The organism is Pseudomonas sp. AC463, from assembly GCF_979253585.1.
This window is the reverse complement of record NZ_CEEDDZ010000784.1, coordinates 1-260: the sequence shown is the minus strand read 5'-3', so window position 1 is coordinate 260 and position 260 is coordinate 1. Positions and strand designations below refer to the sequence as shown.

The following is a 260-nucleotide window of genomic DNA, read 5'->3' as shown; positions in this document are numbered from 1 at the left end:
AGCGGCGGCCCTGCCTTTTCCTCCTGGAAATCCAGCAGAGCGATACCGGAACCAACGTTGTTCGTGATTGCAAGGAATATACATGTCGAAGCGCCATAGCGCCAAGCACAAGCTCGACCGCCGGATGGGCGAGAACATCTGGGGTCGTCCGAAGTCCCCGGTGAACAAGCGTGAATACGGCCCCGGCCAGCATGGTCAGCGCCGCAAGGGCAAGGTGTCCGATTTCGGCATCCAGCTGCGCGCCAAGCAGAAGCTGAAGG

At 60.4% G+C, this 260-nt stretch carries 1 pseudogene; it reads left to right on the top strand.

Annotated elements, in window-relative coordinates:
- Positions 1–82 precede the first annotated feature (82 nt).
- Positions 83–260: pseudogene (gene rpsD / locus AC0IYH_RS32360) on the top strand (30S ribosomal protein S4); the annotation flags it as partial.